This is a genomic window from Agrobacterium sp. CFBP 3001, assembly GCF_027871605.1.
Lineage (GTDB): Bacteria > Pseudomonadota > Alphaproteobacteria > Rhizobiales > Rhizobiaceae > Agrobacterium > Agrobacterium leguminum.
This window is the reverse complement of sequence record NZ_JAQAHD010000005.1, coordinates 102,390-116,655: the sequence shown is the minus strand read 5'-3', so window position 1 is coordinate 116,655 and position 14,266 is coordinate 102,390. Positions and strand designations below refer to the sequence as shown.

Below are 14,266 nucleotides of genomic sequence, written 5' to 3'. Positions count from 1 at the left end.
GGCATCGCCCAGACATTCGATGTGCCTCAGGCGGCCTGCGCCAGCTCGGCAACCTTGGCCTCGGCGGCAGCCACAGCCTTTTCGACGGCTTCCGGACCGAAGGCGAGACCGTCGACATAGATGACTTCCACATCGGTCATGCCCATGAAGCCGAGAACAGTCTTCAGGTACGGAACGGCATGGTTCATCGAGACCGCCGGGCCTTCGGAGTAAACGCCGGCCGCAGCCAGAACGATATAGACCTTCTTGCCGGTGGCGAGGCCGACCGGGCCGGTTTCGGTGTATTTGAAGGTCTGGCCGGCGCGGGCGACATTGTCGATCCACGACTTCAGGCCGGAATAAATGTTGAAATTGATAAGGCCGGTGCCGATGACGACGGTGTCGGCGGCGAGAAGCTCGGTCACCAGCTTGTCGGAATAATCGGCGGCAACCGCTTCTTCGGCGGTGCGCTGGTCGGGCGCCTTGCGGATGGCGGCGGTCTTGACGGTGTCGAGATGCGGGATCGGGTCAGCAGCGAGATCGCGGTGGACAAGGGTGTTGGAAGCCGACTTCGCCTTCAGCTTGTTTGCGAGTTCACCGGCAAACTTGTTGGAAACCGATTCGTCGCCACGCGGGCTGGAGGTGATGAGAAGAATGTTGGACATGGTCTTTCCTTGCATATGCGATGAATTGACGGGCGCCTTGGGAGGGCGGGAGAGCACGATGCCCTTCCTTTGCGCTCTATATGAAAAATTACTGCCATCAAGAAAACTGTGATAATGTGGAAGCAATCTATCGATGAAATGGATGGGACATGGACGCGAACCCGACCCTCGATCAATTGCAGGTGTTTTTGACGGTTGCCGAGACCGGCAGTTTTTCCGCCGCGTCACGGGCGCTCAATCGCGCCCAGTCGGTGGTCAGCTACACCATCGCCAATCTCGAGGCGCAGCTTGAAGTGACGCTGTTCGAGCGCAGCGGCGTGCGTCAGCCGAAGCTGACGGATGAAGGCCGCGCCATGCTGGAGGATGCAAGGCGCATCGTCGCCGGCCTGCAGGAGATGCGCGCCCGCGCCAAGGGGCTGAAGCAGGGGCTTGAGGCGGAACTCTCGGTCGCCATCAGCACCATGGTGCCGGCGGAGGCCATGGTGGCCGTGCTGCGGGATTTTCGCCAGCAGTTCCCAACCGTCACCCTCAGCCTCAATGTCGGCGAGCTGGGCATGGTCATGGAGATGGTGCTCTCCCGCAAGGCAGGTATCGGCATCGGCGGAGCGGTATTGCGCCAGGATGATGAACTCGTGATGGAAAAAGTCGGCCATTCCTTCATGTTGCCGGTGGTTGCGGCAGACCATCCACTGGCGCAGATCGAGCGGCCTCTGGTTCTCGCTGACGTGCGCGAGGAGGTTCAGCTTGTTGTCACCGATGCTTCGGGCCTGACCAAGGGGCGGGATTTCAACGTGCTGTCCTACAAGACGTGGCGCGTCAGCGACATCGCCACCAAATACCAGCTCATCAAGGGCGGCCTCGGCTGGGGCGGTCTGCCCGCGTCGATCGTGCGCAATGATTTGACCAATGGCAGCCTGAAGGCGCTCGAGCTGGAGGCCTATGAGCAGGGCGAGTATCCGCTCTTTTCACTGCGAAGGGTGGATTCACCGGCGGGGCCCGCAGGCCAGTGGCTTGCCGAAGCATTTCAGGAACGCCTCTCCGCATGCCCGAACCATAAGGATTTCAACGGGATGATTGAGGCTAACAAACACAAGCCGATTGCTGTCGCCGCTGAGTGACATTGTCTAATTATATCTGGACCGAGCGGGGCCACATTTTCCCGGCGGGTAGAAGGAACGCGCGGCAACCTCGGCGCTATGCCAGCAAGGCCAATTGACGTGGGCGGGTCGCCTGCCTATACCTAAATCACGGTCAGCAGTTCACCGAGGCATCGCCGTCCCGCAAGGGAAGCTAAACCTGCGTTTTTAAAGTTTGACAGCACTTATCCCGTGCCATGTCGGAAGCCGGCGATCAGCGACACCTTTTCGGAATGGCACTTGAGGGTAAGTCATGCCACGTTCGATCCTTTCCATTGATATCGCCGACCTCTCGACTTTCGCCAAATCCGTCCGCGAACAGATCGGCAGGCTGGACCGAAAGCCAAGCCATGTGGAGATGCTCAATCTTCTGAGCCGGGCTGCCGGGTTCCGAAATTTCCAGCACTTGCGAGCCTCGCGCGAGCCATCCGATGACAGCGGACCATCCCGGCCAGATATGCTGCCGGCGGCTAATGAGGGCAGGGTGCTGAAGACCGTTCGTGTCTTCGACGCTGCCGGCCGGCTGATGCAATGGCCGGCCCGCCGCTCGCAGCAGGAACTGTGCCTCTGGTACCTATGGGCGAAAATTCCTGCCTGGCGGAGCTTTTCCGAGCGCGAATTCAGTATTTTTCTGGATAGCCTGCACCTGTTCGGGGATGCGGCGATGCTGAGGCGCGACATGGTCGGCCTGAGGCTCATCCGCCGCAACCGCGATGGCAGCGATTATCGGCGCATCGAGCAGAAACCGCCATCGGAACTGCCGCTTCTGCTGCGAGCGCTCGGTGGGCGCGATTGGGGGGATAGCCCTCGGTAGTGCCGATAGTTTCGATCAAACTCGGCGTTATCCTCGGGCTTGTCCCGAGGATCTGCTACGGATTGATTTAATTCGACGTGGTTAGATCCTTGGGACAAGCCCAAGGATGACGGCAGAGCTTCCCCCTGCCGCCAACAGCCGAAAGGCCGCAGCCCTCAAAGAACCAGACGGAACTTCGCGAAACCTTCCGCGCCGTCCCCGGCATCCTCGATCTTTGCGCCCTTGATATCGGCCGCGTAGTGGCGGCCCTTGGGGCCGGTCTCGAAGATCGCCGTGGTATCGGCCACCGGTGCGAAGGACCAGTTTGCATCCGCAGACGGGTTGATGGTGCCCTGATCGATGATATAGCGCACGATCACGTCGCGGTTGGTGTCGGGGGCCACGAAGATCACCTTGTCGCCGGCGATATCGGGGAATTTGCCGCCGCCGCTGGCCCGGTAATTATTGGTCGCCACCACGAATTTCTGCTCGGGATCGATCGGCTTGCCTTCAAATTGCAGATTGACGATGCGGTTGCTGTCCGGGTTGACCGCCTTGCCGTCCTTGTCGAATTTCGCCGGTTTGGAAATGTCGATCTGATAGGTCACGCCGTCGATGACATCGAAATTATAGGACGGGAAATCCGCATTCAGCAGCGGCGCATCCTTTGCGCCGGCCTCGACAGTGTTGAACATGCCGGCCGACATTTCCAGCCAGTTCTTCACCTGCGCGCCGTTGATCAGCACCGCCTGCACCGTGTTGGGGTAGAGGTAAAGATCGGCGACGTTCTTGATGGCGATGTCACCGGCGGGGACATCGGTATAATAATCCGCACCGCCGCGACCGCCGGACTTGAAGGGGGCTGCCGCCGAAAGCACGGGCAGATCCTTGTATTGCCCTTCCTTCAGCATGTCCTTGATGTACCAGGTCTGGGCATTGGAGACGATCTGTACGGAAGGATCGTCGGCCACCAGCGCGAAATAGGAATAGAGCGGCGCGGAGGTCTTGCCGACGGGACGGCGCACATAGGCAAGGGCCGCCTCGTGATCGGCCTTGGCGGCGGCGAGGACTTCCGCCTTGTCCGTGAAATCAGCGACGACCTTGCGGTTTTCGTCGCGGTGGTAGATCGGCCGGGCTTCGGAGGTGAAGTCGACGATCTTCCAGCTCTTGCCGTCCTTTTCGAGCAGCAGGTCGATAAGGCCCATATGCGAGCCCCAGAAACCGGCCATTACCGCCGGCTTGCCCATCAGCGTGCCCTTGACGGCATCCGCACCCTCAATGCCGTCCCAGGTCTTCGGACCGGGGAAGACCAGATGCTGGTGGCCGGTGAAGATCGCGTCGATGCCTTCGACACCCGCCAGATAAAGCGAGGCGTTTTCCATGCGCTCGGTCTGGCCCTTACCGTCGATACCGGAATGGGAAAGGGCGATGACGATATCCGCACCTTCCTCCTTCATGACCGGAACCCAGGCTTTCGCCGCCTCGACGATATCGCGCGTCTGCGCCTTGCCCTCGAGGTTCTTGGAATCCCACATCATGATCTGCGGCGGCACGAAGCCGATGATGCCGACCTTGACCGGGCTCGTCACGCCGCCGCCGTCGCGGATCTGCTTCTCCAGAATGACATAGGGCTTGAAAAACAGCTCGTCGTTCTTCGGATCGGAAGCAAGCTGGCCCTTGGTGAGGTTGGCGCAGACGTAAGGGAAACCCGCACCCGCCAGCGTGTTCGACATATAGTCGAGACCGTAATTGAATTCGTGGTTGCCGAGCGTGCCGCAATCGTAACCCAGCACGTTCATGGCGTTGATCACGGGGTGCTTGTCGCCGGCCTTCATGCCGCGCTCATAGGCGATATAGTCGCCGAGCGGGTTGCCCTGCAGGAAGTCGCCATTGTCCACCAGCATCGAGTTTCCGGCTTCGGCGCGGATGGTGTCTATGATCGAGGCCGTGCGCGCCAGTCCCATCGTGTCGTTCGGCTTGTCGGCGTAATAATCATAGGGAAAGACGTGAACATGGATATCGGTAGTTTCCATGATACGCAGATGCGCCTGGTTGGCCGCCGCACGCGCAGCAAAAGGGTGCAGCATCACCAGCGCCGAGGAGGCTGCGATGCCGCCCAGAAGCGAACGCCGGGTAATGGGATGGAGAGCGAGAAGCGACGACATGGGAACTCCTTCGGATGAAGCTTGCTCTGTCTTGAAAAAATGACAGGGTAGAAGCAATCGCAGAGGAGTCCATCACCAAAATGACAGGCCCGTGACAGATGGGGCGGTTTTCAACCGTTTGATAAATTTTTTATCACGGGCGTGCGGCGCAGGTGTCGCCGCACCGGAGAATGCGCATCCTACGTTCTTTGCATTGCTGCGCTTTAGATCAGCGGGCCAGCGTCGGTTTCACTTCTTCGTGGAAGAAGCGGAAATAGGAGGAGAGCTGCGCCAGCGTGTTGGTGGAAAGCTTGAGCTGCAGGCCGAGGCGGTTCATGTGCTGCCATTGCACGACGCCCTCGATGAAGCCCAGATCCTCACTCTGCACCTTGACCCGGCTGCCCTTGGCGGCGGCGAAAGGTCCATCCAGCTCGAGCGCCATTCCGGTGGCGGAAAGATCGACCACACGCCCTCTGGTCGACTGGCTGAAATAATGCACGGTCGCAAAAATCCTGGTCTTGCTGCGGGGCGCGGTCCGGGTCGCCATATTAAGGTTGTTTGTCATTTTGCTGCTCAAATCAATTGTTTCCGATACCTGCATCATGGCGCGAAAAACTTGAGAGCCGTTTAGTTCTTCTCTTAAAATTGCATGTAATTGCCGATTATGCTGTGTCGATACGGCACTGATAGCAATTATTGCGGGCTGAGCGCACATGTACATAAGCGACATCCGCGCGCTCCAGAAGGTGCCGCGCGCGCGAAACGATCTCGTCTGTCGCCGTCACCGCGCCGGTGCCGTAGACGATGCGGTCATCGGCTCCATAACCGCGCACGATATAATCCGGACTGTCCAGCATCGGCGGAATGGCCTGCGTCTGCGGGTAGCGCTCACAGGCGTCGGCATGCAGAAACACCGGGCCCGTTTCCGCATAGGGCTGCAGCGAGGGAAAGGGCCGATAGGCGAGGATCAACATCTCTTCGCCTTCCCCGATCTGGGAAAGGCAGTGGCGGCAGGGCATGCCGCCGGGAGAAACGGCTCTCTCCGGCGGATTGCCATAGGCGTCGGCGGCTCCCGCCCGGTAGGCTTCGGCTTCCTTAGCCGGCATTGCAGTGAAAACGAGATCGGTCATGACGGAGACCTCCTGGGTTGGGTTCGGCGTTGCTTCTTTGCAGCTATGGTCCCGAAACGGATCACTATCCACCCGATTCTTGACAGGCGATGCAACCAGCCCATTGCGTGACTCGTTAGCTTCGGGAATCAGTGACGCTCCTCGTTCCCGGAAGGTCTGATTTTATGTTCCGTCGTTTTCTGGCCGCCGTTCCGCTGGCTTTCGTTTCGTTGACGGCTCCGTTTGAGGCCGAGGCGCAGGTCGCTTCCGGACTCGATGGCCTGTCCGACGAACAGCTTCAGCAGGCGGTCAATTTCGTTATCGGCAATGCGATCTTCTCGCTTTATCACGAGGGTGCGCGCATGCTGATCTCGGATTTCGGAACGGCGGACACGGCAAGTGTGCAGGCGCCGGCCGATCAACTGGCTGGCACGCTCATCCTCCAGGCCAACGAGGAATGGCTCGACACCGCGCTCGTCAATGCCACGGACAGCTGGTATCTGGCGCGTGAGGCGGAGACCTTGCCTGAGCATGAAGCCCCGGTCTTCTCCGCGCTGGTGCCCGACAAGAGCCGAGATCGCAACATGGCCTGCCTGATGGTCGGCCGTGACAAGGACGGTTATGGCGATCTGGCCGCCATGATGGGGCTCAACAATGCCGAATTCGACAAATGCGCCGCCGCCTATCCGGGCGTTGCTTCGGCCTGGGAGAATTTTCTGAGCCCCCACCGCAGCCAGACCCCTTCCAGATTCTCCGTCAGCTACGTGCCGCCGCGCGACCCGGAGCTTGAGCCCTACGCCATCATGATCAAGGAATCGAAGGTTCTCGATCTCATCAGCCGCAGTTTTAGCGGCTATGGCTTGAAGGGGGACGTCAAGCTGACGGCCAAGTCCTGCGGCCGTCCCGACGTCTACTGGTCGGCGGAAAAGCGCGAGATCACCTATTGCTATGAACTCGGCAAGTTCCAGGCGGAACTGATTGCCGATCACCTGTTAAACACCGTCACGGAAGACAAGGGCGCTGCCGGCGGGCAAATCCCGACGGCCGCCGCTAATCTGGAACGGGAAATCTGAAGCCGGATTGCCGAACGCTGGCAATCTGGCTTCCCGATATGGGAGGAGAGTGCCGTGCCAAAGGTTGTCGTTCGCAATTTCGCCATCTCGCTTGACGGATACGGCGCGGGCCCAGACCAGAGCCTGCAGAACCCGCTGGGTGTGAACGGCGAAGAGCTGCACCAATGGGCTTTCAAGACCCGCACCTTTCATCGCATGTTCGGCAAGGACGGCGGCTCGACCGGGACGGACGAGGATTTTTCCGAAAAGAGCTTCGAAAATATCGGTGCCTGGATTTTGGGGCGCAACATGTTCGGGCCGGTGCGCGGCGCATGGCCGGATGAAAACTGGAAGGGCTGGTGGGGCGAAGAGCCGCCATATCACGTTCCAGTTTTCGTCCTGACGCACCATGCGCGCCCGTCCTTCGAGATGAAGGGCGGCACCGTATTTCATTTCGTGACCGACGGTATCGAGGCGGCGCTCGATATGGCGCTGAAGGCGGCAAATGGAAGGGATGTCCGCATCGGCGGCGGCGTTTCCACCATCCGGCAATATATGGCGGCGGGCATGATCGATGAGCTGCATCTGGCGCTGGCGCCGGTTTTTCTCGGCAAGGGTGAACATTTGTTCGAAGGGATGGACCTGCCCGCGCTCGGCTACCGCTGTACCGGGACCGTGGCGGGCGAGGGCGCTACCCATCTGATTATCGACAGGGCATGAATGCTGCGCCGTTAGAGGTGTCCCCACCAACATTGCGCAGCGGTTCCTGCGCTGACATTTCCCTCACGCACTTCTTATCGGAGAATGGCACGCGTTGCTCTCAAGGGCGCTACTCAGTTGCGCAGCGATATCTCCAGAAGCTCGGTATCGGCAAGCGGCTCCACCCAGGCCTCATAGGTGCCGACGGGCGAAAAGCCCATCATCTGGTAAAGCTGCAGCGCGCGCGGATGGTCGAGCGTGTTGGTGGTCACCGTCACCCGTTGCGGATTGTCCTGCCAGGCGGCGTAAAGCGCCTGCAACAGGAACCACTTGCCGACGCCTGCACCGATCGCCTCTTCGAGCAGCCCGAAATAGGAAAGCTCGGTCACCTCGTCGCTCGCCTTGTTCAGTTCGAAGAAACCGGCGGGCGCACCGTTCATATAAAGAACCGTAACGCTGTTTTTCGGATCGCGCAGAATGGAGGAAAGCTCCGCATCGCTCATGCGCATGCGCTTTTGCCAGTGCCAGCGTTTCCCCACCCGCCAGTAGAGATAGCGGTAGAAATGCAGGGGAATATTGTTGACCCGCATCAGCGCCGTCTGGATGTTGACCGGGATCGGCAGGCTGACCTTGGGCGGAGCCGTCATTTCCAGCTGCGTCACATGCGCCTTCAGCGGTCCGTGCGACAATGTGGGGATTGCGTCTGCCGGACCGGTAACCACCGGCGTATCCTGCAATCCGCCCCATTCCGACCATGAGCCGTCGTAAAGCGAATTATCCTTGTGGCCGAGCGATTCCAGCGCAAGCGTAATAACGGCGGCGGTGACGCCCGAGCCGCAACTGGTGACGACGGGCTTCGAAAGATCGATGCCGGCATCGGTCACCATCTTGCGGATGGCGGTGAGGTCCTTGAAGTGGCCGTTTTCGGAAAAGGCTGTCGCGGGCAGGCTGCGCGCGCCGGGCATGTGGCCGGAGCGCATGCCAGCACGCGGCTCGGCCTCGTCGCCGGTAAAGCGTCCGGCGCCACGGGCGTCGGCAATCTGTTTTTCGCCGCTGTCGACAATGCCGCGCATGGCGTCAAGCGAGGTTACGCGCTTCTCGTTGAAATCAGGCGTAAAGGTTGCCGGCTCGATTTCCGGCGTACCGGTTTCGAGCGGCCGGCCTTCGCGTTTCCAGCCATCGAGGCCGCCATCCAGCACATAGGCCTTGCGCACGCCCATCACCCGCAGCATCCACCATACGCGTGGCGCGGAAAAGAAGCCGGGGCCGTCATAGACCACGATCGTATCGGTGTCGCTGAGGCCAAGCGCACCGGCCTGCTCCGCGAAGAATTCCGGCGAGGGCAGGGAATGCGGCAGGCCGGTGGTATGATCGGCGATCTTGTCCTGATCGAAGAATACCGCACCGGGCAGGTGACCCGCCGCATATTCTTCCGCACCGTTGCGCTTGTGCGCCGGCAGATACCAGGAGGCATCAACGACACGAAACCCGGCCGTGCCGAGCTGTTTTTCCACCCAGTCCGCCGAAACGACGAAACGGCTCTTATCCGTGCTCACGATGTTTCTCCCAATCTCAGGCAACAGCTTCAGGCGCGCCGAAACGAATGCGGAACCGCCTGTTCTCCTTGCCCTTCTTTTCTATCTTGGCAATGTGAATATCGCCTACTTCCTGCGTTTCGGAAACATGGGTACCGCCGCAGGGCTGGCTGTCGATGCTGGAGTTTTCGCCGATGCAGACGAGGCTGACCCGGCCAAGGCCCATTGGCGGGCGCACATTCTTGGATTTGACGATGCCCGGATTGGCCTGCAGCTCCTCGTCGGTGATCCATTGCAGGAAGACGGGATGGTTGGCTTTCACCAGCTCCATAAGCTTTGCCGTGACTTCGTCCTTGTCGATGGTCTCGGACATGTCGAAATCGACACGCGATTCATCCTCGCCGACGGCGGCTCCGGTGATCGGCCATTGGCACACGACGGAGAGCAGATGGCAGGCGGTGTGCATCCGCATCAGCTTGTAGCGACGCGGCCAGTCCACATGCAGGGTGAGTTTTTCGCCGACTTCAGGAGAAGGCTGGCCTTCGAGCGGCACATGGATGATCACGCTCTTGTCGGCGCCGTTTTTGGTGATACCGAGTTCGATGCGCGAACCATCGGCCCGCTCGAGAAAGCCGCTATCGCCCGGTTGGCCGCCGGAGGTGGCATAAAAGCATGTCTGGTCCAGCTCTATGCCGCCATCCTCATGCACCGCCGTGACGATCGCTTCTGCGGTGGAAAGATAAAAATCGTCACGGAACAGGGCATTCACAGGCATTTCGGCATGTCCTCAAACGGTTTCGTACGGAACCGCAATCTCGCTTTTCGTCGCCAGCCACTGTGGGATCGGAAGTCCCTTGGAACGCAGGAAATCCGGATTGAAAAGCTTCGACTGATAACGATTGCCGTAGTCGCACAGTATCGTCACGATTGTATGCCCCGGACCGAGCTCGCGGGCAAGGCGGATTGCGCCGGCAATGTTGATGCCGGAGGAGCCGCCAAGGCAAAGCCCTTCCTTCGTCACCAGATCGAACAGCACCGGCAGCGCTTCGGCATCCGAAATGCGATAGGAGAAGTCAGGCGTAAACCCTTCCAGATTGGCGGTGATGCGCCCCTGTCCGATGCCTTCGGTGATGGACGAGCCTTCGGATTTCAGCACGCCGTGCTTGTAAAATTCATAGAGAGCCGCACCCTCGGGATCGGCAAGGCCGATCTTGATGTCGGGGTTGAAGTCGCGCAGGCCATCGGCCACGCCCGCAAGCGTTCCGCCGGAACCGACCGAGCAGATGAAGCCATCGACCTTGCCGTCCGTCTGGTCCCAGATTTCGGGGGCCGTCGTTTCGATATGGGCCTGACGGTTGGCGATGTTGTCGAACTGGTTGGCCCAGATCGCGCCGTTTTCATCGGTTGCGGCAAGCTGTTTTGCCAGCCGGCCCGAAACCTTCACGTAATTGTTCGGGTTGGAATAGGGGGCGGCCGGAACCTCGACCAGCTTGGCGCCGAGAAGCTTCAGCGCGTCCTTCTTTTCCTGGCTCTGCGTTTCGGGAATGACGATGACCGTCTTGTAACCCAGCGCATTGGCGACCAGCGACAGACCGATGCCGGTATTGCCCGCAGTACCCTCCACAATGGTGCCGCCCGGTCGCAGCTGACCGCGCCGCTCGGCATCGCGGATAATGTAGAGTGCGGCGCGATCCTTCACCGATTGCCCGGGATTGAGGAATTCCGCCTTGCCGAGGATTTCACACCCCGTCGCTTCAGAGGCGGCTTTCAGACGGATGAGCGGCGTGTTGCCGATAGCACTGAGCGCAGAGGAGTGAATGGTCATGATTGAGCCTTCTTGTCTGAGCGGAAATTAGGTGCCGTTATGTCCCGTTACAACCGCTTCAAGGCAAGAAATTATCTTCCCGGCTTTGGCTTAGCCACGCAAAATTTTGCCGATACCCAATTTTATGCGTTCTTCTTGACGTCGGCATAGGCCGCAAGCGCTCTTTCCCGCGCTTTTCCATGGTCGACAATCGGTAGCGGATAGGTCTTGCCAAGTTCGATGCCCGCCTTCTTCAAGGCCTCTTTCGGCGCTTCGAACGGCTTGTGGATGTATTTTCGCTCAAGCTTTTCCAGCTCCGGCACGAAATGGCGCACATAATCGCCATCGGAGTCGAATTTTTCGCCCTGCAATATGGGGTTGAAGATGCGGAAAAACGGCGAGGCGTCCGCGCCTGATCCCGCCACCCATTGCCAGTTGGCTGCGTTGGAGGCCGGGTCCGCATCGACAAGCGTGTCGCGGAACCATTTCTCACCCTTCCGCCAGTCGATCAGCAGATGTTTGATGAGGAAGGAGGCTACGATCATGCGCACCCGGTTGTGCATGGTGCCGTGTTTCCACAATTGCCGCATGCCGGCATCGACGATCGGATATCCCGTCATCCCGCGGGTCCACGCCGTGAAGGATTTTTCATCGTCTCGCCAGCGGAAGGCGTCGAAACTGTCGTTCCAGTTCTTTTCATCGAGTTCGGGAAAATGAAACAGCAGGTGATAGCAGAATTCCCGCCAGACGATTTCCTTGCGAAAACGGCTGATATCGTTGGAGGCGATATGGCGGGAAAGCCCCTTCGTCGCGTGCCAGACGGTAGAAGGCGATATTTCGCCGGACGCCAGATGCGGCGAAAGCAGAGAGGTGGCGTGCTTTGCCGGAAAATCGCGGCCTTCTTCATAACCCTTCAAAGCGCCATCGATGAAATCGTCGAGTTTCTCCCGCGCCCCGCCTTCGCCGGGAGACCAGATGTCGCTGAAGTGTTTCGCCCAGTCGGGCTTGGTGGGTAACAGTTTCCAATCGCCAGGCTTTTCCGATTTTGGCCACGTCTTCGGCGCCTTGAGACCCTTCGGCGCATCCGCCGGCGCATGTGGCTCCTCGCCGCCCTCCAGCGCCCGCCAGAAAGGCGTATAGACCCGGTATGGACCGCCGGATTTCGTCTGCAGCCTCGATGGTTCATGCAGCAGATGGCCGGAAAAGCTGCGGACCGTCAGGCCGTCATCCCGAAGCGTCTGTTTCAGCGCCTTGTCCGTCGCCATGCCGGCAGGATCGTATCGGCGGTTCCAGAATACCGCCTCTGCACCGGTTTCGGATATCAGATGGCGCAATGTCTCGCCGGCGTCGCCGCTCAGAAGCACGAGGCGGCTGCCGATTTTTTCCAGTGCAGCGGTAAGGGACGTGAGGGAGTGGTAAAGCCACCATTCCTGTGCGCCGCCCAGCGGGCCGCATGATTTTTCCCTGATATAGACGGGGATGACGGGGCCGCCATGCTCCACGGCGGCAAGCAAAGCGAGGTTGTCCGAAAGGCGCAGGTCCTTGCGGAACCAGACGATGGCGGGGGAGGCTGTTGTCGGCATGAAAGGACCCGGTTCACTTCCGCTTGAACGAGTGTTGAAACGCTTTGTTCCGCAAATCGGCTAGAATGGAAAGATGGAGGGCATGGTTTTTCGAGGGTTATTTTTTTCGCCCTTGAAACCGCTGATAAAGGGAACCAACTGGAGGAGCCAGCGTTTGTCGCGGGTTAATAGAGCATGGAAGTGCAATCAATGTTGCTGAATGACGTTAAGTGGGAAAAGCCCGTTACCATCTCCCTTGAAAACGGTGCTCCCCGTATTTTCAATGGCGTTTACGAAGCCTTCGATTTTCTCCAGCACGAATGGCCTGAGCGTGGCGACAAGGTGCATGAACAGGCGCTGCGCCTGTGCCGCGCCTCGCTGATGGGCGACGTGGCGGGGGAAATTGCCCGCACGGCCTTCGTTGCCGCCAGCCGGCAGGCACGGTGCCTTGTGGAAGAGCCGGGCAAAATCGCGTCCTGAACGGATTTTCGGAACTGATGTGTATAAGGCCACCCGCAAAAAACGGGTGGCCTTGTTTGTTGAGGAGCAGGAAACGGGTTGTTTCGAATGCGGGATATGGCATCGTGCATGCAAAAATGCGGATGAGCGACGGCAATGAGCAACCACTACGGCTATATTGTTTTTCCCACAGCCCTCGGCCATTGCGGCCTTGCATGGGCAGGCCGGGGCATTGTGCGTTTGCAATTGCCCGGCTCTGACGCCGGCGAGACCGAAAAACTTCTCCAGAAGCGCCTGCCATCCGCCTCCATCGCCGTTCCCGACACACGCATGCGTGAGGTGATTGCGATGATCACCCGTTATTTCGGCGGCGAGGAGATCGATTTTACCGCCGTTGAACTCGATCTCGCCGGGCAAGAGCGTTTTTTCCTCGATGTTTACGCCGTTGCGCGGCAGATCGGCTGGGGCGACACGACGACCTATGGCGGCATCGTAAAAACGCTAGGCCTCGGTATGGAAAAGGCCCGCGATGTCGGTCAGGCCATGGCGAAAAATCCGGTGCCGTTGATCATTCCCTGCCATCGGGTTCTCGCCGCCGGCGGCAGGCTTGGAGGCTTCTCCGCACCGGGCGGAACCACCACCAAATTGCGTATGCTGGATCTCGAAAATGCCGGCCGCAGCCGCACCGATGAGGCGCAGGGCAGCCTGTTTTGAAGCAATGACAGATCAGCGCCCATGAATAGGCGTCTGATTTCTGCCCATTTCTCGTCAAATTGTCGCTAAATTGTCACAATACACGGGCGCCCTCTAACATAAGGGCGAGACGTTTGAGAGTATCCGCGTTAATTCTATCGGTTGCCTTGTCTTTTACAGTCATTGCATCGGCCTCTGCCGGCATGCTGAACCAGGCAGAAAAATACACCGGGCTGCATGAGTCCAAGAACAACAAGAGCCTCAAGAACATTCTTGGCGCAAATCCCCGCAGCACCCCATGGTGCGGCCTTTTCCTGCATGCGGTCGCCAGCAAGGCCGGCCGGCAATCTCCCAAATCCTATGGATTTGCGAAGTCCTGGACATCCTTCGGTTATGCCGTGCCAGTCAGTCAGGCGAAGCCCGGCGATGTCGTCGTCATTCGCAACGGCCGCGGTTACCACGCCGGCATTTTGAAAAGCATGAGCGGCAAGACTGCCCAGATCCTCGGTGGCAACCAGTCCGGCCGGGTGCAGGTGTCGAACTTTAACCGCAAGGCCATCGTTTCGGTCCGCCGCTAAATCTCCTGACATTTTTGACGGCATTTTTCGATAAAGGCGGGCTTTGACCCGCCTTTTC

General features: G+C 59.4%; 15 protein-coding genes. 7 read left to right on the top strand and 8 right to left on the bottom strand.

The genetic code is table 11. The features are described 5' to 3' along the window. Window positions 1-26: 26 nt before the first annotated feature. Window positions 27-644, bottom strand: coding sequence for an FMN-dependent NADH-azoreductase (locus tag PH605_RS09025; RefSeq protein WP_142844853.1), 618 nt, complete (start codon window positions 642-644; stop codon window positions 27-29). A 149-nt stretch (window positions 645-793) separates the two neighbouring features. Here PH605_RS09025 and PH605_RS09020 point away from each other — a divergent pair, with 149 nt between their 5' ends. Both PH605_RS09020 and PH605_RS09015 read left to right on the top strand, forming a co-directional pair. Further along, on the top strand, window positions 794-1,762 hold the full coding sequence (locus PH605_RS09020; protein ID WP_142844854.1) for a LysR family transcriptional regulator: 969 nt from the start codon (window positions 794-796) through the stop codon (window positions 1,760-1,762). Between the two features lie 271 nt (window positions 1,763-2,033). Beyond that, complete coding sequence (locus tag PH605_RS09015; protein ID WP_142844855.1) at window positions 2,034-2,594, top strand: DUF2087 domain-containing protein; 561 nt, start codon at window positions 2,034-2,036, stop codon at window positions 2,592-2,594. 155 nt (window positions 2,595-2,749) lie between these two features. On the opposite strand, the gene PH605_RS09010 is transcribed toward PH605_RS09015, so the two are convergent. From PH605_RS09010 to PH605_RS09000, 3 genes are all read right to left on the bottom strand, one after another. Beyond that, a complete protein-coding gene (locus tag PH605_RS09010) occupies window positions 2,750-4,738 on the bottom strand; it encodes a bifunctional 2',3'-cyclic-nucleotide 2'-phosphodiesterase/3'-nucleotidase (protein ID WP_059752563.1) in 1,989 nt (662 codons plus the stop codon). 208 nt (window positions 4,739-4,946) lie between these two features. Beyond that, the gene (locus PH605_RS09005; RefSeq protein WP_003502271.1) at window positions 4,947-5,282 is read right to left on the bottom strand and encodes a PilZ domain-containing protein; all 336 of its coding nucleotides are present in this window, start codon (window positions 5,280-5,282) and stop codon (window positions 4,947-4,949) included. 97 nt (window positions 5,283-5,379) lie between these two features. Then, entirely contained in the window at window positions 5,380-5,847 is a 468-nt protein-coding gene (locus tag PH605_RS09000) for a DUF1203 domain-containing protein (RefSeq protein ID WP_080856231.1), read from the bottom strand. 164 nt (window positions 5,848-6,011) lie between these two features. Between PH605_RS09000 and PH605_RS08995 the strand changes: the two genes are divergently transcribed. Together PH605_RS08995 and PH605_RS08990 are read left to right on the top strand one after the other, a co-directional pair. Next, a complete protein-coding gene (locus tag PH605_RS08995) occupies window positions 6,012-6,899 on the top strand; it encodes a DUF4344 domain-containing metallopeptidase (RefSeq protein ID WP_142844856.1) in 888 nt (295 codons plus the stop codon). 54 nt (window positions 6,900-6,953) lie between these two features. Beyond that, the gene (locus PH605_RS08990) at window positions 6,954-7,598 is read left to right on the top strand and encodes a dihydrofolate reductase family protein (RefSeq protein ID WP_142844857.1); all 645 of its coding nucleotides are present in this window, start codon (window positions 6,954-6,956) and stop codon (window positions 7,596-7,598) included. Window positions 7,599-7,711: 113 nt separating this feature from the next. Here PH605_RS08990 and sseA read toward each other — a convergent pair whose 3' ends face one another. The 4 genes from sseA to PH605_RS08970 all read right to left on the bottom strand — a co-directional run bounded on the left by sseA (window position 7,712) and on the right by PH605_RS08970 (window position 12,499). After that, complete coding sequence (gene sseA / locus PH605_RS08985) at window positions 7,712-9,133, bottom strand: 3-mercaptopyruvate sulfurtransferase (RefSeq protein ID WP_142844858.1); 1,422 nt, start codon at window positions 9,131-9,133, stop codon at window positions 7,712-7,714. A gap of 16 nt (window positions 9,134-9,149) precedes the next feature. Next, window positions 9,150-9,887, bottom strand: a complete 738-nt coding sequence (locus PH605_RS08980; RefSeq protein ID WP_065654018.1) for an alanyl-tRNA editing protein — start codon at window positions 9,885-9,887, stop codon at window positions 9,150-9,152. A 12-nt stretch (window positions 9,888-9,899) separates the two neighbouring features. Next, window positions 9,900-10,937: a cysteine synthase A gene (locus PH605_RS08975; protein WP_003521575.1), complete on the bottom strand. Its 1,038-nt coding sequence runs from the start codon at window positions 10,935-10,937 to the stop codon at window positions 9,900-9,902. Between the two features lie 122 nt (window positions 10,938-11,059). Beyond that, window positions 11,060-12,499 carry a cryptochrome/photolyase family protein gene (locus PH605_RS08970; protein WP_142844859.1) on the bottom strand — a complete coding sequence of 480 codons (1,440 nt, stop codon included), beginning with the start codon at window positions 12,497-12,499 and terminating at the stop codon, window positions 11,060-11,062. Between the two features lie 189 nt (window positions 12,500-12,688). On the opposite strand from PH605_RS08970, the gene PH605_RS08965 reads away from it, so the two are divergent. The 3 genes from PH605_RS08965 (at window position 12,689) to PH605_RS08955 (ending at window position 14,208) form a co-directional block, all read left to right on the top strand. Beyond that, complete coding sequence (locus PH605_RS08965) at window positions 12,689-12,958, top strand: DUF982 domain-containing protein (protein ID WP_065654016.1); 270 nt, start codon at window positions 12,689-12,691, stop codon at window positions 12,956-12,958. A 135-nt stretch (window positions 12,959-13,093) separates the two neighbouring features. Continuing rightward, a complete protein-coding gene (locus PH605_RS08960; RefSeq protein ID WP_125145989.1) occupies window positions 13,094-13,651 on the top strand; it encodes a methylated-DNA--[protein]-cysteine S-methyltransferase in 558 nt (185 codons plus the stop codon). A 113-nt stretch (window positions 13,652-13,764) separates the two neighbouring features. Further along, window positions 13,765-14,208, top strand: coding sequence for a TIGR02594 family protein (locus PH605_RS08955; RefSeq protein WP_078054040.1), 444 nt, complete (start codon window positions 13,765-13,767; stop codon window positions 14,206-14,208). The last annotated feature ends 58 nt before the right edge of the window (window positions 14,209-14,266 follow it).

What these genes read in the sequence shown, in the direction of transcription:
- PH605_RS09025 (WP_142844853.1), bottom strand. Translation starts at nt 644, where the DNA reads ATGTCCAACATTCTTCTCATCACCTCCAGCCCGCGTGGCGACGAATCG.
- PH605_RS09020 (WP_142844854.1), top strand. Translation starts at nt 794, where the DNA reads ATGGACGCGAACCCGACCCTCGATCAATTGCAGGTGTTTTTGACGGTT.
- PH605_RS09015 (WP_142844855.1), top strand. Translation starts at nt 2,034, where the DNA reads ATGCCACGTTCGATCCTTTCCATTGATATCGCCGACCTCTCGACTTTC.
- PH605_RS09010 (WP_059752563.1), bottom strand. Translation starts at nt 4,738, where the DNA reads ATGTCGTCGCTTCTCGCTCTCCATCCCATTACCCGGCGTTCGCTTCTG.
- PH605_RS09005 (WP_003502271.1), bottom strand. Translation starts at nt 5,282, where the DNA reads ATGACAAACAACCTTAATATGGCGACCCGGACCGCGCCCCGCAGCAAG.
- PH605_RS09000 (WP_080856231.1), bottom strand. Translation starts at nt 5,847, where the DNA reads ATGACCGATCTCGTTTTCACTGCAATGCCGGCTAAGGAAGCCGAAGCC.
- PH605_RS08995 (WP_142844856.1), top strand. Translation starts at nt 6,012, where the DNA reads ATGTTCCGTCGTTTTCTGGCCGCCGTTCCGCTGGCTTTCGTTTCGTTG.
- PH605_RS08980 (WP_065654018.1), bottom strand. Translation starts at nt 9,887, where the DNA reads ATGCCTGTGAATGCCCTGTTCCGTGACGATTTTTATCTTTCCACCGCA.
- PH605_RS08975 (WP_003521575.1), bottom strand. Translation starts at nt 10,937, where the DNA reads ATGACCATTCACTCCTCTGCGCTCAGTGCTATCGGCAACACGCCGCTC.
- PH605_RS08970 (WP_142844859.1), bottom strand. Translation starts at nt 12,499, where the DNA reads ATGCCGACAACAGCCTCCCCCGCCATCGTCTGGTTCCGCAAGGACCTG.
- PH605_RS08965 (WP_065654016.1), top strand. Translation starts at nt 12,689, where the DNA reads ATGTTGCTGAATGACGTTAAGTGGGAAAAGCCCGTTACCATCTCCCTT.
- PH605_RS08960 (WP_125145989.1), top strand. Translation starts at nt 13,094, where the DNA reads ATGAGCAACCACTACGGCTATATTGTTTTTCCCACAGCCCTCGGCCAT.